Annotated in this window: 18 protein-coding genes; 4 read left to right on the forward strand and 14 right to left on the reverse strand. The window is 63.4% G+C overall.

Annotated features, from left to right (window positions below; genetic code table 11):
• Window positions 1-51 precede the first annotated feature (51 nt).
• On the reverse strand, window positions 52-1,308 hold the full coding sequence (locus tag F0A16_RS13445) for an acyltransferase family protein (RefSeq protein ID WP_149435912.1): 1,257 nt from the start codon (window positions 1,306-1,308) through the stop codon (window positions 52-54).
• A 419-nt stretch (window positions 1,309-1,727) separates the two neighbouring features.
• On the opposite strand from F0A16_RS13445, the gene F0A16_RS13450 reads away from it, so the two are divergent.
• From F0A16_RS13450 to F0A16_RS13460, 3 genes are all read left to right on the forward strand, one after another.
• Window positions 1,728-2,495, forward strand: coding sequence for an SDR family NAD(P)-dependent oxidoreductase (locus F0A16_RS13450; RefSeq protein WP_149435913.1), 768 nt, complete (start codon window positions 1,728-1,730; stop codon window positions 2,493-2,495).
• 103 nt (window positions 2,496-2,598) lie between these two features.
• Window positions 2,599-3,513, forward strand: coding sequence for a DMT family transporter (locus F0A16_RS13455; protein ID WP_149435914.1), 915 nt, complete (start codon window positions 2,599-2,601; stop codon window positions 3,511-3,513).
• Between the two features lie 85 nt (window positions 3,514-3,598).
• Window positions 3,599-4,255 carry an epoxyqueuosine reductase QueH gene (locus F0A16_RS13460; RefSeq protein ID WP_149436002.1) on the forward strand — a complete coding sequence of 219 codons (657 nt, stop codon included), beginning with the start codon at window positions 3,599-3,601 and terminating at the stop codon, window positions 4,253-4,255.
• A 22-nt stretch (window positions 4,256-4,277) separates the two neighbouring features.
• On the opposite strand, the gene F0A16_RS22195 is transcribed toward F0A16_RS13460, so the two are convergent.
• The 12 genes from F0A16_RS22195 to nrdR all read right to left on the reverse strand — a co-directional run bounded on the left by F0A16_RS22195 (window position 4,278) and on the right by nrdR (window position 14,879).
• A complete protein-coding gene (locus F0A16_RS22195) occupies window positions 4,278-4,556 on the reverse strand; it encodes a LysE family translocator (protein WP_338100610.1) in 279 nt (92 codons plus the stop codon).
• Window positions 4,556-4,894 (reverse strand): LysE family translocator, encoded by a 339-nt coding sequence (locus F0A16_RS22200; protein WP_338100611.1) that lies wholly within the window; start codon window positions 4,892-4,894, stop codon window positions 4,556-4,558. Before F0A16_RS22200 ends, F0A16_RS22195 begins: the two co-directional genes overlap by 1 nt.
• A 127-nt stretch (window positions 4,895-5,021) precedes the next feature.
• A complete protein-coding gene (locus F0A16_RS13470) occupies window positions 5,022-5,225 on the reverse strand; it encodes a hypothetical protein (RefSeq protein WP_149435915.1) in 204 nt (67 codons plus the stop codon).
• Window positions 5,226-5,314: 89 nt separating this feature from the next.
• Complete coding sequence (lon, locus tag F0A16_RS13475; protein ID WP_149435916.1) at window positions 5,315-7,741, reverse strand: endopeptidase La; 2,427 nt, start codon at window positions 7,739-7,741, stop codon at window positions 5,315-5,317.
• A 147-nt stretch (window positions 7,742-7,888) separates the two neighbouring features.
• On the reverse strand, window positions 7,889-9,205 hold the full coding sequence (locus tag F0A16_RS13480; RefSeq protein ID WP_149435917.1) for a DUF945 family protein: 1,317 nt from the start codon (window positions 9,203-9,205) through the stop codon (window positions 7,889-7,891).
• 108 nt (window positions 9,206-9,313) lie between these two features.
• A complete protein-coding gene (locus F0A16_RS13485; protein WP_149435918.1) occupies window positions 9,314-9,787 on the reverse strand; it encodes a phosphatidylglycerophosphatase A family protein in 474 nt (157 codons plus the stop codon).
• On the reverse strand, window positions 9,784-10,755 hold the full coding sequence (gene thiL / locus F0A16_RS13490; RefSeq protein ID WP_149435919.1) for a thiamine-phosphate kinase: 972 nt from the start codon (window positions 10,753-10,755) through the stop codon (window positions 9,784-9,786). The genes F0A16_RS13485 and thiL overlap by 4 nt, the downstream gene beginning before the upstream one ends.
• A 1-nt stretch (window position 10,756) precedes the next feature.
• On the reverse strand, window positions 10,757-11,257 hold the full coding sequence (gene nusB / locus F0A16_RS13495; protein ID WP_149435920.1) for a transcription antitermination factor NusB: 501 nt from the start codon (window positions 11,255-11,257) through the stop codon (window positions 10,757-10,759).
• Window positions 11,254-11,736: a 6,7-dimethyl-8-ribityllumazine synthase gene (gene ribH, locus F0A16_RS13500; protein ID WP_149435921.1), complete on the reverse strand. Its 483-nt coding sequence runs from the start codon at window positions 11,734-11,736 to the stop codon at window positions 11,254-11,256. The genes nusB and ribH overlap by 4 nt, the downstream gene beginning before the upstream one ends.
• Window positions 11,737-11,906: 170 nt before the next feature.
• Window positions 11,907-13,040, reverse strand: coding sequence for a bifunctional 3,4-dihydroxy-2-butanone-4-phosphate synthase/GTP cyclohydrolase II (gene ribBA, locus F0A16_RS13505; RefSeq protein WP_149435922.1), 1,134 nt, complete (start codon window positions 13,038-13,040; stop codon window positions 11,907-11,909).
• A 142-nt stretch (window positions 13,041-13,182) separates the two neighbouring features.
• The gene (gene ribD / locus F0A16_RS13510) at window positions 13,183-14,331 is read right to left on the reverse strand and encodes a bifunctional diaminohydroxyphosphoribosylaminopyrimidine deaminase/5-amino-6-(5-phosphoribosylamino)uracil reductase RibD (protein ID WP_149435923.1); all 1,149 of its coding nucleotides are present in this window, start codon (window positions 14,329-14,331) and stop codon (window positions 13,183-13,185) included.
• A gap of 59 nt (window positions 14,332-14,390) precedes the next feature.
• Window positions 14,391-14,879, reverse strand: coding sequence for a transcriptional regulator NrdR (nrdR, locus tag F0A16_RS13515; RefSeq protein ID WP_149435924.1), 489 nt, complete (start codon window positions 14,877-14,879; stop codon window positions 14,391-14,393).
• Window positions 14,880-15,121: 242 nt separating this feature from the next.
• On the opposite strand from nrdR, the gene F0A16_RS13520 reads away from it, so the two are divergent.
• A complete protein-coding gene (locus F0A16_RS13520) occupies window positions 15,122-16,942 on the forward strand; it encodes a sugar phosphorylase (protein WP_149435925.1) in 1,821 nt (606 codons plus the stop codon).
• 81 nt (window positions 16,943-17,023) lie between these two features.
• Here the strand turns inward: F0A16_RS13520 and F0A16_RS13525 are convergent, their stop codons facing one another.
• Complete coding sequence (locus F0A16_RS13525) at window positions 17,024-18,244, reverse strand: glycosyltransferase family protein (RefSeq protein WP_149435926.1); 1,221 nt, start codon at window positions 18,242-18,244, stop codon at window positions 17,024-17,026.
• Between the last annotated feature and the right edge of the window lie 19 nt (window positions 18,245-18,263).

The raw sequence follows: 18,263 nt of genomic DNA on the forward strand, positions 1-18,263 counted from the left end.
AGACATGACGACAACCTGCGGGGCCTCCGATACCGCCCCTCGCTGGCGAACTCACGCCTGGACAGCTCTCGATGCCGAATGCCGTTGCCATGCCGACGGCAATCGCGCTTCCAGCCATCGACGTATCGGTGCGACCACGAAGCGCTGCATCAGGAGCGCCAGGACGACGATCATGGCGAGGTGGAAAGCCATGGTCCATAGCGGGATCGCGAACTTGAGTGCCACGTTGCTGCTGTCCACGACCCAGCTCTCGTGCCATCGCTGCAAGAGCCAGCGGGTCGCTCTCGCGGTCGGGCCGATCAGCGGCGTGTGCAGGGCAAAAATGCACAGCGCAGACTCCCCCAGTCGCTGAGCCCAGGCTTTGACCGTCGCGCTTTGCGGAGCCGAGAAGGCGCATACGCTGAGCAACACCAGCGCCTGGAATGGCAGCAGCAGGCCATTGTGGGTCAGGTAGTAGAAGTGCAGACCATCCATTTTCAGTAGCAGGACCCCGATGGGAACACCGCACAGGCCCAGCGCCAGCAACGGGTAGCGGAACCGCTGCACCAGGTCGCCGACACGCGGAGACTGCCAGGCGCGATAGAGCACGATGCCCGCCAAGAACTCTGGCAAGCGAAACAACGGATTGCGGTGAAGCACGCCAACCGTTACGTAATCGAACGACCCCGCCAGCGTGGCGACAAGCGGTCCCAGCGCGTAGAGCCCCCAGATGCCCAGCAGCACCAAGCCCCAACGCTGGACCCGCATCAGTCGCGGCGCCAACCACGGGAAGCAGGCGTAGAAGAAGAGCAGCGCGGAAATCGACCACGAGGCCCCATTGAGCCACAGGAAACGCGGCTCCCAGGCTTGGAGGAGCGTCAGTTGCAGCGCGATGTGACCAATGGCGTTGGGCCACGACAACCGCTCGGCGAAGTCAGCCCTCACCTCGTCGCTCAGCGGATAATAGGGGTGCGTATTGAAGTAGACATGAACCCCTTCAGGGCGAATGGGGTACTGGATCAATAGCAATCCGATTGACAGCAGCATCGTCATGACATGAATCGGATAGAGATTGCACAAGCGTTTGGCGACAAACGCCGGGCCGTGCATTTTCATCTCTCCGGCATGATCCAGCGCCACGTGGGCAAGCAGAAATCCGGACAGCATGAAAAACGTGCTGGTGGCGAAAAAGCCCATGCCGATGAAGCTTCTCAGCATCGCCGGCATGTCGCTGTAGATCCCGCCGAAGTGATAGGCAACCATCCACAACGCCATCAGAAAGCGCAGCCACTCGAGGCCGTAATATCGCTGTCGTTTGATAGTGGACATCCTGTCACCTCCTTTCTAGCCGCCGGACAGTGCCTGACGACGTGATCGACGGACGAGGCTTCGAGGCGCACCTCACGCCAGTGAACGCGATGCCCGAAACGGCCCCATAAGGCGGCCAGCTCTATGCGAAGCGATTGCGCGGGGTCGTTATACGGTTATTATCGAAGGGCGAGGGCCGCACCGCGACGGTAGGCGCGGATCGTCGTCAAAGTGTAACAAGATCGCAACAAAAACTGCTTAAGGGCTTTGGGAATCACTCTTTTTTACACAAACCCCCTGCCGCTGTCGCCACCAGGAGACGCTTGGCTGCCGCGCTGATGGGTTCATCGGGACGCGCCCGGTAATCCCTGTCGACGCTTGGGCGTCCCGCCCGGGTTGTCTTTCCCCACCTCCCACACTCATCTTGACCAGGAGTCACCATGAATCAGCAATCCTCCGTCGCCTTCATTACCGGTGCCACCTCGGGGTTCGGACGTGCCTGTGCCCACCGCTTTGCCGAAGCTGGCTGGGCACTGGTCCTCAGCGGCCGCCGCCAGGAGCGGCTGGAAGCGGTCAAAAGCGAGTTGGAGAGCCAAGTCCCGGTTCACGTCGCCGCACTGGACGTGCGCGACCGGGAGGCGGTCACCCGGGTGGTCGAGGAGCTGCCCTCGGATTTCAAGGCGGTGAAGGTGCTGGTCAACAACGCCGGACTGGCCCTGGGTGCCGGTCCGGCCCAGGAGGCCAACCTGGACGACTGGCAGACGGTGATCGATACCAACATCACCGGCCTGGTCAACGTGACGCGAACGCTGTTGCCAACGTTGATCGATGTCGGGCGCGGCGCGACCATCGTCAATGTCAGCTCCACCGCGGCGCTATGGCCCTACCCCGGCAGCCATGTCTACGGCGCGTCCAAGGCGTTCGTCAATCAGTTCTCCTACAACCTGCGCTGCGATCTCAAGGGCACCGGGGTTCGCGTCACCGATATCGCCCCCGGCATGTCGGAAACCGAATTCACGCTGGTCCGGATGAAGGGCGACCAGAGCGCTCACGACAAGCTCTACGGCGGCGTGGAGCCTATCCAGCCGGAAGATGTCGCCGAACAGATCTTTCTCGCCGCGACGCTACCACCGCACCTCAACATCAACCGTCTCGAGCTGATGCCGGTCTGCCAATCCTGGGGCGGTCTGTCGGTGGATCGGGACTGAGACATACCGGCGAGAGTCCCGGCACTGCCGGGAATCGCTTTCCGTGAGGCGCCAGCGGTTCGGGACACCGGCCGCTGCCCCGCAATTTCCATGACGGATCGACATGACTGAATCCTCCATGGCAGAGCCATCCGCTCGCCGGCGTCAGCCGTTGTGGCTATCGGCGGCGCCGGGCCTTTTCCTGCTGTTGTGGTCACTGGGATTCCCGGTTGCCAAGATCGGCACGCAGCACGTCGATCCGCTGCTGTTTCTGGGGCTTCGCTTCGCGCTGGTGCTGCTGATCATGCTGCCGGTCTGGCTATGGCTGCGCCCACCGATGCCGGCCAGGCTCGGCGCCTGGGGCCATCAGGCGATGGTCGGCTTCCTGATCCAGACCGTCTACTTCGGCTGCTGCTACAGCGCCTTCGCCATCGGCAGTTCCGCCGGCGTGGTGGCGCTGATCGTGTCACTGCAGCCGATACTGGTTGCCCTCGCGGCCCCGGCCATGGTGGGAGAAATCATCGGCAGGCGGCGCTGGATCGGCTTCCTGCTGGGCTTCGTGGGCGCCGTGGTGGTCATCGTCGGTCGCTCGACCGTGGAGGGCACGACGGTCGGCGGCTTGCTGCTGGCGCTGGCCGCCCTGCTGGGGATGAGCGGTGCGACACTCTACGAGAAGCGCTTTGGCGAGCCACTCCATCCGATCAGCGCCAATCTCATCCAATACCTGACCGGCTTGATCACAACACTGCCGCTGATCGCGCTCTTCGGCCACTTCACGCTCGAGCTGGACGGTGCGCTGGTCGGATCGCTGGCCTACCTGGTCATCGGCAACTCGTTGATCGCCATCTCGCTGCTGCTGGCAATGATCCGCCGTGGCGAGGCCTCCCGGGTATCCGCCCTGTTCTACCTGGTGCCGCCCTGTGCCGCATTGTTCTCCTGGTGGCTGATCGACGAAACCATGCCTCCCGTTGCCTGGCTGGGCATGGCCATCGCCGCCGTCGGGGTGGCCCTGGTCAGTGGCCGGCAAAGACGCCGCTGAAGAGACTCGACGTTGACGACACCAGGCTCGCGACGCACCATGAGCAATGATTCGGAAATTGCTTCACGACCAGGCCAATCCCACCATGTCCACTGCCGACGAGCGCCAGACGCTCCACCTGCCCCAAGGGCACACCAAGCTGCTGCTTCACTCCTGCTGCGCCCCCTGCTCGGGGGAGGTCATGGAAGCGCTCCACGCCTCCGGCATCGACTACGCGATCTTCTTCTACAACCCGAACATCCATCCCAAGAAGGAGTACCTGCTGCGCAAGGAGGAGAACATCCGCTTCGCCGAGCAGCACGGCATCGAATTCATCGATGCCGACTACGATACCGACAACTGGTTCGCCCGTGCCAAAGGGATGGAGTACGAACCGGAGCGCGGCATCCGCTGCACCATGTGCTTCGACATGCGCTTCGAGCGCACGGCGCTCTACGCCAAGGAGAACGGCTATACGCTGATCTCCAGCTCACTGGGCATCTCGCGCTGGAAGGACATGAACCAGATCAACGACTGTGGCCACCGCGCCGCAGCGCCTTACGAAGGGATCGAATACTGGGATTACAACTGGCGCAAGAAGGGTGGGTCGAAACGCATGATCGAGATCAGCAAGCGCGAGCGTTTTTACCAACAGGAGTATTGCGGCTGCGTCTACTCGCTACGCGACTCCAACCTCCACCGCAAGGCGCAGGGCCGCGACCTGATCAAGCTCGGCGTCCAGTACTACGGCGATGACGAGTAACGAGGGCCACTCGCCTTCTCCATCAGCTTTTCGCTATCAACAGCGCGCCGGCGCCGATCATCAGCGATCCGGCGCCCCGGTTCAATCTGCGCTGCGCCCGGGGAGAACGCAAGGCTCTCCGCGCTCGTGCGGCACCGGCAGCGACCAGACAAAGCCCCGCCATCAAGCCAGCGACCGTCAGCCCGGCCAACAACGCCAGGGCGGACCCACCAAGCCGCTCCAGATCGACGAACGTGGGCAGAAAAGCGATATAGAACAGGATTACCTTGGGGTTCGAGGCGGAGATCAGAAACCCCTGCACTACACCTGCCAGATTGCGGCCAGGCCGACCGGGTGATGCCACCTCTGTGCTCTGCACCGGGCTCTCCATAGCTTCCAGCCGAGATAGAACAGGTACAGCGCCCCCAAGACGCGGATCACGCCGAAGACTTCCCCCCAGTGCTCGGCGATGGTGGCCAAGCCGAAGGTCGCAAGCAGCAGATAAAGCACGTCGCTGAGCGTCATGCCCACCGCCATCGCGAGACATCGACGAAACCCCGCGTTCATGCCCGTGGCGATCAGAGCGAACACTCCCGGGCCCGGCGTAATGGCGAACAGGAAGATGGCTAGCAGGTAAGTGAAGGCGCTCTCGAAACTCATGACGTGTACCCGCGAAGGAAGCGATGAACCGAGATTGTGTGTCTGATGCCTCCTGCAGCGCAACCGTCAACGCAAGCGGCGGCGCATGATGCGCCGCCGCTTGTGACCGGTCCAGACAATGAATGCCTCAGCAATTGCCCTTCTTCGCTTGCCCTGGCGGACAAAAATCGCCGTCGCCGTGGCGATGGTCACCGTCACCAATGATCACGGCGGGCTCGGACTCGATGCGTGCCGGATGGTAGCTGCAGGCACTCAGCATCACCATTGCCAACACTGCCCAGGTCGCCATCATCAGGCAGCGTGATCGTTGTATCACCTTGTCGTTTACCACGTCATGCTCCTCATTCCTTCGCCGATCGTCACGCCAGCGTCACCAACAGCATACCATGACGCGTCTGCGCGGTATGCCAGCGGCCTCTCTCAACGCCCGAACACGACCTTGGCGACATCCTGGTAGACCTTGGCGAAATGCACGGTCATTCCCGCCTTCAGATAATCCGGCAATTCGTCGTAATCGCGCTTGTTGGCCTCCGGCAGGATCAACTCGAAGATTTCGCTGCGCCGCGCGGCAATCACCTTTTCGCGGATACCACCGACCGGTAGCACCTGCCCGGTCAGCGTCAGCTCGCCGGTCATCGCAAGCGATCGGTCGATACTCTGGTTCCGGGCCAGCGACATCAGCGCCGTGGTCATGGTGACGCCTGCCGAGGGACCGTCCTTGGGCGTCGCGCCCTCCGGCACATGGAGATGAACGAACGCTTCGTTGAAGAAGTCGGCGTTGGCCCCGTATTCGCCAAGATGGCCCAGCGTGTAGCTGTAGGCAATATTGGCCGACTCCTGCATCACCTCGCCCAGCTTGCCGGTGAGCTTGAAGCCGCGGGTCAACGCATGCACCTTGGTCGCCTCGATCGGCAACGTGGCACCACCCATCGCCGTCCAGGCCAGTCCGGTGACGACGCCAACGCCCTTGAGTACCTTCTCCTTGCGGAACAGCGGCGCGCCGAGGAACTCCTCCAGGTTATTGACCGATACCTTGACCGTCTCCTGGTTATGCTCGAGCATTTTCACCGCTGCCTTGCGCACGATCCGGTGCAGCTGCTTCTCCAGTTGTCGAACGCCAGCCTCGCGTGCATAGCCCTCGATCACCTGCTTAAGCGCGGCATCGGTCAGGTTGATGCGTTTCTTGGGGATACGATCACGCTTCAACAGCTTCGGCCACAGGTGATGCTTGGCAATCGCCACCTTCTCTTCGGCGATGTACCCCGAAAGCCGGATCTGCTCCATGCGATCGAGAAGCGGCCCCGGAATGGTGTCGAGCTGGTTGGCAGTACAGACGAACAGCACCTTGGACAGATCCAGGCGCACATCGAGGTAGTGATCGAGGAAATCGACGTTCTGCTCGGGATCGAGCACCTCCAGCAGCGCCGAGGCCGGGTCTCCCTGGAACGACTGTCCCATCTTGTCGATCTCGTCGAGCATGATCACCGGATTCTCGACCTCCACCTCCTTGAGCGCCTGCACCAGCTTGCCCGGCATCGCGCCGATGTAGGTACGGCGATGGCCCTTGATCTCCGCCTCGTCGCGCATGCCGCCCACCGAGAAGCGATAGAACTTGCGCCCCAGGGCATCGGCGATGGAGCGGCCGACGGAGGTCTTGCCCACCCCGGGCGGGCCGACCAGCAGCACGATGGAACCGCCCACATCGCCCTTGAACGAACCCTCCGCCAGAAACTCGATGATGCGTTCCTTGACGTCGTTCAACCCGTCATGATCGCGATCGAGCACGCCGCGGGCCCGCTTGAGATCGAGCTGGTCCTCCGAGGTGATGCCCCAGGGCAGCGACGTCAGCCAGTCGAGATAGTTGCGGGTGGTGCCGTATTCCGGGGAACCGGTCTCCAGCACCGACAGTTTGTTCAACTCGTCGTCGATGCGCTCCTGCACCCGCTCCGGCACCCGCAGCGCCTCGAGACGGTCGCGGAAGGTATCGACATCGCTCTCGCGATCGTCCTTGGAGATACCGAGCTCTTTCTGGATGACCTTGAGCTGCTCGCGAAGAAAGAATTCGCGCTGTCGCTCCTGCATCTGCGAGTTGACCTGCTCGCTGATCTGGTTCTGTAACTGGGCGACCTCGATCTCCTTGCGCAACAGCGGCAGTACCTTCTGCATCCGATCCATGATCGGCAGGGTCTCGAGGACGTTCTGCAGTTCCTTGCCCTTGGCGGAGGTGATGGCTGCGGCGAAATCGGTCAACGGACCCGGTTCGTGCGGGCTGAAGCGGTTGAGATAGCTCTTCAACTCCTCGCCATAGAGCGGGTTGATCGGCAGCAGTTCCTTGATACCGTTGATCAACGACATCGCGTAGGCGCGCGCCTCCTCCGCCTCGGCATCGACCGGCTCGCGGGGATAGGAGACCTCCACCAGGTAGGGCGGTGTCTTCGACAGCCAGCGGTGAATGCGAAAGCGCCGCATCCCCTGAGCGATGAACTGGATCTGCTGTTCCTCGGTCTGGTTGCGATGAACTTTCACCGCCGTGCCGATCTCCGGGAAGCTGCCGGGATTCAATTCCTCCATGCCCACATCGCCCACGAACGCCACGCCCACCATGTGATGGGGGGTATTGGCGACGCGCTTCATCGTCTCCTCCCAGCGCTGGCGCTGGATGATCAGCGGCTGCACCTGGGCGGGGAAGAAAGGACGGTTATGGATGGGAAGGAGATAGATCCGTTCCGGCAGATAATCACCGGAAGGGACGACGGCACCGGCGGCTTGCTGCGACTTGGGGTCGCCTCCGACGGCGTCCTGGCTGGCTTCGAAGTAGTCCGTGGCGTCGCGGTCGTGTTCGCTCATCATTCACCCTGAGTTCGAGGCCAAAGCTGGCCGAATGACCAAGGGATGTGGGCACCGGGGCGGGAGTTCAAGTCGGCGACCGGAGATCAGCGCGGAAATCGTCGGGCCGCGCCCGAAAGCGCGGCCCCGTCAGGCATCTGGACGATATCAGTTCGAGTCGTTCGCCGGCGGCAACAGCGGTATCCGCTGACCATCGACATCGAGGAAGCCATCCGCCAGTTCGACCTGTAGCGGATCGCTGCCCAGTGGCAGGCCGAGCGTCATCAGCAGCATGGCCGGCGCGCCCTCGAGGGTGAGGCTGCCCTGCAGGCGGCGGAGGAGCCCGCGTTCCAGCGCCTCGTCGCTCATCATCTCGGGATCCCACTCTTCGATGCCGGCGCCATCGACACTGAGTTCGCCCTCGCCGCGCATCTTCATGCCCAGCATCGTGCTGTCGGCGCTCAGACTCTCCAGCGACAGGCGTGGCGATCCAGCGAGCAGCGCCTGGATCGAGGGCTGCAACGGCGCCAACGCGGACTCTAGCGCCTGGCCATCACCGGCGTCGGCGGCCGTCTGAATGTCCGTCAGATTCTCTTCCAGCACCTTCGCCAATGCCCGATAGGCGTCACCGTCGACCCGATCCAGCGCCAGCGTGAAGCCGCCATTGAAAACCGACTGATCCTGGATTCGAGTATCACCCAGGTCGGCCTTCATCTGCATCGTCAGCTGGTCGGCGTCGAGCGTCGCATTCACCGTGTAACCGATATCCCGGGTGATCACGCTGGGGCTGCCGCTGGGCGTGACCGTCGTAGTCGGGAACGTCAGCGCCATCTCCTGGCGGAAAGCCTGGTCATCACCCTCGAACGTTCCGGAAACCGTCGCCCCCTCGATCAGGACGTCGGTCTGATCGTCGGTCAGTCGCAGCCGCGGTGCCTCTCCCTTCAACGTGACGTGATCGCCGACCTGCTCGACGTCGAGCGTCGATTCGGCGGACTCCAGCTGCATGTCGCGAGCCGGTGTCACCTCCCCAGCGACCTCTCGTGCCGGCACGGTGACCGTCTGCGAGAAACTCGGCAGGGTGAAGTGACCCTCCAGCTTCTGCTCGCGGGTCAGGAAGCGCCCGCTCCAGGTCATCGGCCCCTGGCTCTCGAGCACGTCACCGAACAGTGTCTGCCCCCCGCCGTCCCGCGACTGCGCTTCGCCATCGAGCGTCGTCTCGAGCAGGCCATGATTCGCCCGATACGAGACGTCGACCGCGACGGAATCAGCGCCCGCCACATAACGCGCCTCGATGCGGCCGGAGGAGTGAAACCAGCCACTGTCGACATCCTCGCGTGAGACCTCCCAGTCGGGGCGCGCGTCGAGCCGCGCGACCAGCTTGTCCATCTCGGTCTCGAAGCGCTGGCTAGAATAGGCCTGAGCCCCCAGGTAGCCGCCGCCGGCCAACACGATCACGACCGCGCCTGCGATCATCCATTTACGCATATGTTGCTCCTGACACAGACATTGAGGAGGCCGACGTCGGCGCGGTCACCTTGTCCCTCTTCGGCTCGGCCGGCATCGGATGTCGCCTTGTTTTTCGTTGCCCATGGTTCAATGCAGCCAGAACCAGAGATGCATCGTGCTCCAGGCATACACGCCGGCAAGGATGTCGTCGAACATGATGCCGATCCCTCCGGCGACCCGACGGTCCACCCAGCGAATCGGCCAGGGCTTGAGAATATCGAAGATCCGGAATACCACGAATCCCCACAGCGCGGCCTCCCAGGAAAACGGTACCGCCGCCATCGTGAGCCAGTAGCCCACGAACTCGTCCCAGACGATACCCGAATGATCATGAACCCCGAGATCGCGGGACGTTGTCTCGCAGAGCCAGATCCCGACCAGCGTGGCCACGCCCATCAGCCCCATGTAGATCGCCAGCGGTAGTCCAGACAGCAACCAGTAGAAAGGTATCGCCGCCAACGTACCGAAAGTCCCCGGTGCGAACGGTACGGCGCCACTGCCCAACCCGAAGGCCAGGAAATGCGTCGGTCGACGCCATACACTCGCGGGCGCCCGGTTCATGAGAGGACCTCCGGAAAATGATCCCAGCCGCTGCTTTCGAGGTGGCGGAGAGGCACGCCCTCGACACCCTCGCCTGCGATGATCCGGCCGATGGGCGTCAACGGCAGGTGGAGCGGCGCCAGGCGGCGTTGCGCCTCGGCGAGATCAGCGGCAGCCATCGTTACCAGCAGCTCGTAATCGTCCCCGCCATTGAGCACTCGCTCCCATACCTCGTCCAGCTCAAGAGTCGCGCGCAGCGGTGTCGCCAATGGCAGCGACTCGAGGTCGAGCCTGGCGCCTACCCTCGAGGCCGACAGAACATGCTGGAGATCCGCCAGCAGGCCATCGGAGATATCGATCGCGCTGGTGGCTACACCTCTCAGCGCCTCCCCCGCCGACAGGCGAGGCTCGGGGCGCAGATACGCCTCGAGCAGAGGATGCCCCGGGTCGCGTTCACCCTGCTGCCAACGGGCAAGTCCGGCGGCCGCGCGCCCCGGGTAGCCGGTCACCGCGATCAGATCGCCTTCCCGGGCACCGCTACGCCGCAGCGCCAGCCCGGCCGGTAGTTCGCCATGGACCGTCACACCGATCGTCAGCGTACCTCGAGTGACATCGCCGCCGACCAGTTCGCAACCGCTGCGTTCGGCCAACCCACGGAATCCTTCGGCGAAGGCCTCGAGCCACACCGGATCGGCGGCGGGCAGCGTCAGCGCCATGCAGCACCAGCGGGCTTTCGCGCCCATCGCGGCGAGATCGCTCAAGGCAACGGCCAGGGCGCGATGGCCAATGGCAGCAGGCGGTGCATCATGCGGGAAATGGACGTCGGCCACCGAGGTGTCGACGCTGACCGCCAACTGCTGACCCGGGGAGGGTGCCAGCACAGCGCAGTCGTCGCCGTTGCCGACGATGACGTCGCTACGCCCGGCTGTCGCAGGTCGCGACAGGTAGCGAGCGATCAGGTCGAATTCGCTCAAGGAGGTACGACTCATGTCAACGACGGCGTGCAGCGACCTCGGCGCCCCGCAGCCGCGAGGCGAGCTTGTCGAGTATGCCGTTGACGTATTTGTGGCCATCGGTGGCGCCAAATATCTTGGCCAGTTCCACCCCTTCGTTGATCACGGCCCGGTAGGGAACCTCGGGACGGCGGGATAGCTCGTAGGTGCCGAGGCGTAGAATGGCCAGCTCGATGCGGTCCAGATCCTCCAGACGCCGATCGAGCAGCGGCGCGATCGCCGCGTCGAGCTCCGCGCGGTTGTTGGCCGTGTTGTTAAGCAGGTCATGGAAGAGCGCCTTGTCGGCAATCTCCATTACCTTGTGCCAGTTCTCGTGATCCTCGAGATCCTCGTCGGCGATCTGGGAACGGAACTCGGCTTCAACAGCCGTGATCGACTTCCCGGTCATCTGCCACTGATAGAGCCCCTGGACGGCAAGCTCCCGGGCTGCACGGCGGGCCTCCTGGGCCGGCGTCGACTGACGTAACGGTGAACTCATGCCTCGCCTCCCAGTCGCTTGAACAGCGATACCATTTCCATCGCCGCCATGGCCGCCTCGGTGCCTTTGTTGCCGGCCTTGGTGCCAGCACGCTCGACGGCCTGGTCGATCGAGTTGACCGTCAGCACACCATTGGCGATGGGCGTCGCAAACTCCAGTTGCAGGCTGCTCAACGACGAGTTGCAGTTGCCCGCAACATACTCGAAGTGCGGCGTGCCGCCACGGATTACCGCGCCCAGCGCAACGACGGCGTCGGGTCGGGAAACCTGCAGCACGCGCTTGACCGCCAACGGCAGCTCCCAGGCGCCGGGGACGTGAATCAGCTCGATGTTCTCTTCACTGACGCCGTGCCGCATCAGGCTGTCGACGACGCCTTCGACGAGGCTGTCGACGACATGGTGATTGAAGCGGCCCACGACGATGGCGTAACGGCCATCGACATCGGTGAACTGACCTTCCAGTTGCGCGATCGGTTGCATTGTCGGGTTCCGGATACACTGCGTCAGGCTCGTCAGTCACTCGAACCTGAACGCGATAAAACAGACTGATTGGCCGGCGCCAGAACCTAGCGCTCGGCGCGCGAAGCCGGCCATCTTATCATGGCCGCGCGGCCATACCATGCTCACACGAGCTGTGACTCGAATCTCGTTCAGGCGTCACCGCTGACCAGTTCGACCACCTCGAGATCGAAACCGGAGAGCGCCGAGAAACGCCACGGCGAGCTCAACAGTCGCATCTTCCCGACACCGAGCTGACGCAGAATCTGCGCCCCGGTGCCGATGGAGAGGAAATTTCCCGCTCCATCGGTGGCACTATTACGCGGCGACGCCCCCCGCCCCAGCACCTCGTCGAGCTGCTGCTTGAAGTCGCCTTGCGGGCGTGCATCATCCAGCAGCACGAAAACGCCAGACTCCGCCCGGCCGATCTCGGCCAGTGCCGTGTGAGCGGTCCAGTGGCTATCCGCCCGGCACAGGGCCAACAGATCGCGAAGGGTATCGCCGCCATGCACCCGCACCGTCGTCGGCGTGTGACGGGATGGATGCCCCTTGACCAGCGCCAGGTGATGTCTGTCCTGAACATTGTCGTGGAAGACATGCATCGTCATGTCGCCGAAGGCCGTTCGAACCGGCATCTGCTCGATGGCGTCGACGGTACGCTCATTGAGCATGCGGTAGTGGATCAGGTCGGCAATGGTACCGATCTTGATGCCGTGTTCCGCCGCGAACCGCTCCAGCTCCGGCCGCCGCGCCATGGTGCCGTCGTCGTTCATGATCTCGCAGATCACGCCCGTCGCCTCGAAACCGGCCATGGCGGCCAAGTCACAGGCCGCTTCGGTGTGACCGGCACGGCGGAGCACGCCCCCCGGCTCCGCCATCAGCGGGAAGATATGCCCCGGTTGCACGATGTCTTCAGGCTTGGCGCCGCGGGCCGCCGCCGCCCGGACCGTCAGGGCGCGGTCGGCCGCCGAGATGCCGGTGGAGACACCCCTGGCGGCCTCGATGGAGACGGTGAACTTGGTGCCGTAGCCGGAGCCGTTGTCGCTAACCATCAGCGGCAGCTTCAACTGCTGGCAGCGCGATCTCGACATCGGCTGGCAGATCAGTCCGCGAGCGTGGCGGGCCATGAAGTTGATGTGGCTGGCCTCGACACACTCGGCCGCCATGATGATGTCGCCCTCGTTCTCGCGATCCTCGTCATCCATCAGGATGACCATCCTGCCCTGCCGGATCTCTTCCAGCAGGACATCGATGCCGGCCAACTGATTCGATTGCGCTGTCGTCATTGATGACTCGTCCAATGAAACCGCCGTCTACTGAAACTACCAGGGGTCGATGCGGCACAGCCTACCTGTCGCGGGACGCGGACGCTACTGTCGGGTGGCGGCGACGCGGCGCGCTATCGGTGACGCCGCCACTCCGCCGGAGTCAGCCATCCCTGAGCGGGCGGGCCGAGATACGCCAGTCGTCACCCAGCGCCCGGATATCGTCGATCTTCAACCGCCGCTGCTGGCTCATCGTCGCCAGCCCCGGCAACGCAAACAGCGGACGCGCCTCGCTGCCCAGCAACGTGGCCGCCATGAACAGTTCGAGACGGTCGACACAGTCGGCCTCGAGCAGCGCGCCGGCCAGCGTGGCACCGGTCTCGACCAGCACCTCGTTGCAAGCTTCCCGGGTGGCGAGATGGCGCAGCAGGGCCGTGAACTCCACGCGCCCCTCGGCATTGGCCGGCATCACCACCACCTCGGCGCCAGCGGCCTCGAGCCTGCGACGCCGCTCGCTCATCTCCGACTGGATCGTGAATACCAGCGTACGCCCCGGTTCGCTCAGGCACGCCGCCGCCAGCGGCATGCGTAGCTGACTGTCGAGGATCACTCTGAGAGGCTGACGCCGGGCGATCGCTTCGGCATCATCGAGCCCCAGTTGATCGGCGCGCACCGTCAGCCGGGAGTCGTCGAGGATGATCGACTCGACGCCCGCCAGAACCGCGCTGGACTCGGCCCGCAGCCGCTGGACCTGCCGCCGCGCGGCCGGGCCGGTGATCCACTGGGACTCCCCATCCGCCATCGCGGTACGGCCGTCCAGGCTCATCGCCATCTTCAGCGTGACTCTCGGCAACCCTTCGCGCATGCGGCGGATGAAACCGGGATTGAGCCGACTGGCGGCCTCTTCCCGCAGCCCCACGGCGACGTCGACGCCGGCATCGCGCAGCATCGCGAATCCCCGGCCCGATACCTGCGGGTTGGGATCCTCCATCGCCGCGACGACCCGGGTCACGCCCGCCTCGATCAAGGCCAGGCTGCAAGGCCCGGTACGCCCGGTGTGCGAGCAGGGCTCGAGCGTGACGTAGGCGGTCGCTCCCCGGGCCGCCTCGCCGGCCATCCGCAGCGCGTTGATCTCGGCGTGGGGCTCGCCGGCCCGCACGTGAAAGCCTTCCCCGACGATCCGGCCATCCCTGACCAGCACGCAGCCGACCCGAGGATTGGGATCACAGCTGTAGCGGCCCTGCCAGGCAAGTTGGATCGCCCGGTCCATGCAGGATTGCGGGGAAATGGATTCGAGGATCGATGAGGACATGAGGGCTCGCTCGATAGCAGGGAAAGCAAGGAGACGATAGTGACGGGACAGGCACCGACTCAGCGCTGGCCGCCCTCATCACCCGATGGGAGATTCGGCTCCTGGGACAGCCGGTCGATCTCGGCACGAAATTCGTCGAGATCCTGGAAACGGCGATAGACGGAGGCAAAGCGAATATAGGCCACGTGATCGAGACGTTGCAGGGTCTCCATCACTTCTTCGCCCACTTCGCGCGCTTCCACTTCGCGATCGCCTCTGGCTCGCAGCCGCTGGCGGATCCGTTCGACCGCCGCCTCGAACGACTCCACGCTGACAGGACGCTTCTCTAGCGCACGCGCCATGCCCGCGCGCATCTTCTGCTCGTCGAAACTCTCGCGGGAGCCATCGGACTTGACCACCCGGGGCATCACCAGTTCGGCGGTTTCATAGGTCGTGAAGCGCTCTCCACACTCGGCGCATTGACGACGACGACGCACCTGATCCCCCTCGGCCACCAGGCGGGAGTCGGTCACCTTGGTATCGTGCGTACCACAGAACGGGCAATGCATCGTCGGGGTCTACCTGTCAGCGTGGGCGATGAGCGCGATCGCCGCTCTTGTTGATGAATGCGGTAACGGTGCCGTATGAGAGAAAGAGTGTACCGGTTTGGGCAACATAGCGGAAATACGCGGAAAAACCTTGGCGATTTTGATGTTGGCCCATCTTCTGCAAGGATGTTGTGACAATCCTTGACAACGAAGCCTCGAACCACCGGCCACAGTACGTCAACCGCCGACACCAGGAATCGCCCATGCCCAGTCGTGCCGCGAATTATCCCGCGCTTTCCGAGGAGGCCTTCATGGCACGCGCCAGCGCGCGCCTGGAGGAGGTATATGGACCCCGCCGTGACGAGATCATGCGGCGTTTGATGACGTTGCTGATGCACCAACGCAGTGCACTGGACACGTTGCCGCGCCCCACCTGGAGTGAGCGCGACCAGATTTTGATCACGTACGGCGACACCATCATCGATGGAGAACGTCCGCCATTGGAAGTGCTCGACGACTTTCTCGCCACGCGCCTCAACGGGACGTTCAGCGGCCTGCATATCCTGCCCTTCTTCCCCTGGAGCAGCGACGACGGCTTTTCGGTGATCCACTATCGCGAGGTGAATCCCAAGCTCGGGGACTGGCGGGATATCCGTCGGCTCGCCTCGCGGGTGGACTTGATGGTCGATCTGGTCATCAATCATGTCTCGCGTGATTCGCTGTGGTTCATCGACTATCTCTCGGGCACGCAGCCGGGGCGCGATTACTTCATCGAGATGGACCCGGAAACGGACCTCTCCATGGTTACGCGGCCGCGCAATTCGCCGCTCCTGGTGCCGGTATCGACGCGTCGCGGCACGCGCCACCTGTGGGCGACCTTCTCCGAAGACCAGATCGATCTCAATTTCGCCAATCCGGACGTCCTGCTCGAATTCATCGGCATCCTGCTCTTCTACGTCCAGCAGGGCGCCCGAATCATCCGTCTCGACGCCATCACCTATCTGTGGAAGGAAGTCGGCACCACCTGCGTCCACCTGCCTCAGACCCATGCCATCGTGCGCCTGCTGCGGGCGATTCTGGATTTCATGGCACCGGGGACACTACTGATCACCGAGACCAACGTGCCACATCACGAGAACATGAGCTACTTTGGTCTCGAAAGACAGGGGCTGGAAGGACAGAGCCTGGAAAGACAGGGCAAGAGCGACGGCGAAGCGTCGCAATCGATGCCCGACGAAGCCCACATGATCTACCAGTTCACGCTACCGCCTCTGCTGGTGCACACGCTAACCAGCGGAGACGCCACCACGCTGGCCGACTGGGCGCGCAGCCTGCCGGCGCTGCCACCGGGCTGTACCTACTTCAACTTCACCGCCAGCCACGACGGTATCGGCGTGAGAGCCCTCGAAGGCCTGCTGCCACCGCACGACCTCGAGATTCTGCTCGAGCTCATGCATCGCTTCGGCGGCTACGTCAGCATGAAGACCGACGCCGACGGCAGCGACTCGCCCTACGAGATCAACATCACCTACTATGACGCGATGAAGGGGACACGTCGCGGTGCCGATGCGTGGCAGGTCGAGCGCTTCCTGTGCAGCCAGAATCTGATGCTAGCGCTGCAGGGCATCCCCGGCGTCTACTTCCACACCCTGACCGCCACGCTCAACGACCATGGCGGCGTCGAACGCAGCGGTCACCTTCGCTCGATCAATCGGCGGCGCTGGCCCAAGGAGGAGTTGGACGAACTCATCGACAGCCGCAGTACGCCGACCCGTGAGGCGTTCACCTCGCTGAAGCGACGACTCAATATCCGCGCCAACGAGCCCTGCTTTCATCCCGAAGCCGCTCAGCGAGTGCTGGATACGCCGCCCGGCATCTTCGCCGTCGAGCGCGGGCCGCTCGCCAATGGGCGCCGCCTGTTGGCGATCTACAACATCAGCGACACGCGCCAACCGCTGGAGATCGACGAACTGAATGGCGGCGAATGGTACGACGTGCTCAAGGATGGCAAGCGCTGGAGCCCGCATCCCGACGAACGCGACATCCTCCGGCCCTACCGCAGCCTGTGGCTGGTCCAGCCCTGAGATATTCGAGCGATGGGCCGAGAGGGTCGAAGCAATGCTCTCCGCCCGCGGGCCGACTTTCGGCAAGCGCACGGATCACACCTACACCTCCCCGGAATTATCCAGCTCCACCGCTTCGAACAGGCGGTCCTGAAGGTCGGGAATCGCCGCCTGGACCCGATTCCAACTGGGGATGAAAGGCTTGTCCCGCGGGGATTCGAAGAAGGCGGCGCCGGCCTGCATGATGTTGTCGGCGAACAGTTCCACGGCGGCCTCTTCACTGTGACGGTCCAACTTGAGCCCGTTCATGGCGGCATCGTGGTCGTAGGCCTCGATCAGATCCAGCGCCACGCGATAGTAGGTGGCCTTGACGGTGCGGAAGCTCTCGACGCTCATCTCCACACCGAGCGTCGCCAACTTGCGATACATCGCCTTGGCAATGTCCATACTCATCCGGTTGAGTCCCCCGCTGGGATCCTCCTCGGATACCGGCTGATGCTTGTGGTCGTAGGCGTCGGCGATATCCACCTGGCACAGGCGCTTGGTCGAGAAGTTCCGATGAACTTCGGAGAGCACGCCGATCTCCAGCCCCCAGTCGCTGGGAATGCGAATGCCGTCGAGCACATCGGCGCGCATGGAAAATTCGCCGGAAAGCGGATAGCGATAGCTGTCGAGATAATCGAGGTAGGGCAACGGCCCATAGATCATCTTGAAAGCCCGAATCAGCGGCGTGACCATCAACCGCGCCACCCGGCCGTTGAGCTTGCCGGAGGCGATTCGGGAGTAGTAGCCCTTGCAGAACTCGTAGTGGAAGCGTGGGTTGGCAACTGGATAAATCAATCGCGCCAGCAGGCCGCGGTCGTAGGTCACGATATCGCAGTCGTGCAGCGCGATCGCCTCGGCCTTGCCGGATGCGCGAACATAACCGGAGCAGTACCAGACGTTGCAGCCCTTGCCCGGCTCCAGGGGCGCCAGATTCTCCTGCGCCAGCTCCTGCTGGAGAGCCTGGAGTCGCGGGCCGTCGTTCCACAGGATGCGGTGGTGCTGAGGCAAGCGAGAGAAGAATTCCCGCGCCTTGAGAAACTGCTCACGATCGGCCCGGTCGAGGCCGATGACGATTTCGCTGAGATAAGGCACCTTGCACAGTTCATCGACGATGTGCGAGAGCGCGGGTCCCTCCAGCTCCGAGTAGAGCGATGGCAGAATCAACCCCATCGGCCGGCTGCGCGAGAACTGCTTGAGATCGTTCTCCAGGGCTTCCACCGAGCGCCGAGTCAGGTTGTGGAAATTGGTAATGATACCGTTCTGATAAAAATCACTCATGAAGCGCCCTCTTCGTATT

Source organism: Salinicola corii (genome assembly GCF_008298015.1).
Lineage (GTDB): Bacteria > Pseudomonadota > Gammaproteobacteria > Pseudomonadales > Halomonadaceae > Salinicola > Salinicola corii.

What these genes read in the sequence shown, in the direction of transcription:
- ribH (WP_149435921.1), bottom strand. Translation starts at nt 11,736, where the DNA reads ATGCAACCGATCGCGCAACTGGAAGGTCAGTTCACCGATGTCGATGGC.
- thiL (WP_149435919.1), bottom strand. Translation starts at nt 10,755, where the DNA reads ATGAGTCGTACCTCCTTGAGCGAATTCGACCTGATCGCTCGCTACCTG.
- F0A16_RS13460 (WP_149436002.1), top strand. Translation starts at nt 3,599, where the DNA reads ATGTCCACTGCCGACGAGCGCCAGACGCTCCACCTGCCCCAAGGGCAC.
- F0A16_RS22200 (WP_338100611.1), bottom strand. Translation starts at nt 4,894, where the DNA reads ATGAGTTTCGAGAGCGCCTTCACTTACCTGCTAGCCATCTTCCTGTTC.
- F0A16_RS13455 (WP_149435914.1), top strand. Translation starts at nt 2,599, where the DNA reads ATGACTGAATCCTCCATGGCAGAGCCATCCGCTCGCCGGCGTCAGCCG.
- nusB (WP_149435920.1), bottom strand. Translation starts at nt 11,257, where the DNA reads ATGAGTTCACCGTTACGTCAGTCGACGCCGGCCCAGGAGGCCCGCCGT.
- F0A16_RS13445 (WP_149435912.1), bottom strand. Translation starts at nt 1,308, where the DNA reads ATGTCCACTATCAAACGACAGCGATATTACGGCCTCGAGTGGCTGCGC.
- F0A16_RS13520 (WP_149435925.1), top strand. Translation starts at nt 15,122, where the DNA reads ATGCCCAGTCGTGCCGCGAATTATCCCGCGCTTTCCGAGGAGGCCTTC.
- F0A16_RS13525 (WP_149435926.1), bottom strand. Translation starts at nt 18,244, where the DNA reads ATGAGTGATTTTTATCAGAACGGTATCATTACCAATTTCCACAACCTG.
- lon (WP_149435916.1), bottom strand. Translation starts at nt 7,741, where the DNA reads ATGAGCGAACACGACCGCGACGCCACGGACTACTTCGAAGCCAGCCAG.
- ribD (WP_149435923.1), bottom strand. Translation starts at nt 14,331, where the DNA reads ATGTCCTCATCGATCCTCGAATCCATTTCCCCGCAATCCTGCATGGAC.
- F0A16_RS13480 (WP_149435917.1), bottom strand. Translation starts at nt 9,205, where the DNA reads ATGCGTAAATGGATGATCGCAGGCGCGGTCGTGATCGTGTTGGCCGGC.
- F0A16_RS13450 (WP_149435913.1), top strand. Translation starts at nt 1,728, where the DNA reads ATGAATCAGCAATCCTCCGTCGCCTTCATTACCGGTGCCACCTCGGGG.
- ribBA (WP_149435922.1), bottom strand. Translation starts at nt 13,040, where the DNA reads ATGACGACAGCGCAATCGAATCAGTTGGCCGGCATCGATGTCCTGCTG.
- nrdR (WP_149435924.1), bottom strand. Translation starts at nt 14,879, where the DNA reads ATGCATTGCCCGTTCTGTGGTACGCACGATACCAAGGTGACCGACTCC.
- F0A16_RS13485 (WP_149435918.1), bottom strand. Translation starts at nt 9,787, where the DNA reads ATGAACCGGGCGCCCGCGAGTGTATGGCGTCGACCGACGCATTTCCTG.